Below are 248 nucleotides of genomic sequence, written 5' to 3'. Positions count from 1 at the left end.
CGCTGCTCGATCTTCCCAACGTCGTCGTCACCCCGCACCTCGGTGCGAGCACCGAGGAGGCGCAGGAGAAGGCCGGTGTCTCGGTCGCCCGATCCGTGCGTCTCGCGCTCGGCGGCGACCTGGTACCCGACGCGGTCAACGTCGCCGGCGGTGTCATCGACCCGTACGTGCGCCCCGGTATCTCGCTGGTCGAGAAGCTCGGTCAGATCTTCGCGTCGCTGGCGACCTCGCCGCTCACGAGCCTCGAC

1 pseudogene is annotated in these 248 nt (G+C 69.8%); it reads left to right on the top strand.

The features are described from left to right. A pseudogene (locus SB717_RS38400) lies at nt 1-248 on the top strand (phosphoglycerate dehydrogenase); the annotation flags it as partial.

The sequence above is a fragment of the Priestia sp. SIMBA_032 genome, from assembly GCF_046535215.1.
GTDB classification, from domain to species: domain Bacteria; phylum Bacillota; class Bacilli; order Bacillales; family Bacillaceae_H; genus Priestia; species Priestia aryabhattai.
Note: the sequence above shows the minus strand (reverse complement) of the source record. Positions and strands in the feature narration are given on the sequence as shown.